The organism is Methylobacterium nigriterrae (genome assembly GCF_037106235.1).
Classification (GTDB): domain Bacteria; phylum Pseudomonadota; class Alphaproteobacteria; order Rhizobiales; family Beijerinckiaceae; genus Methylobacterium; species Methylobacterium nigriterrae.
In genome coordinates, this window is sequence record NZ_JBAWTG010001054.1 from 1 (window position 1) to 253 (window position 253).

Sequence of the window (253 nt, forward strand, 5' to 3'; positions counted from 1 at the left end):
GCGCCGTAAAGCGTCGAGAGCGAGCCGAGGTACTGCTGCAGCATCGCGGCGCCATCGAAGCCCTTGGCTGCCTTGCCTTCGGCGCTCTGTGCTGCGCCGGAGCCGTCGAGTGCGGCGTGCAGCGAGACATCCTGTGCCTGCTGCTCGGCCCAGGCGATACTCGCCGTGACGGCGGCGGGCCCGGCCGGATAACTGCTCGCTGTAGAGGTGGGGGAGACGAAGGTCTTCGTCTGGAGTGGCGCGGTGGCGATGG

General features: G+C 69.2%; 1 protein-coding gene. It reads right to left on the reverse strand.

The annotated features are described in order from the left end of the window. The coding region (locus WDW90_RS40210) for a hypothetical protein (protein WP_336493127.1) at positions 1–253 on the reverse strand (253 nt) is incomplete at both ends.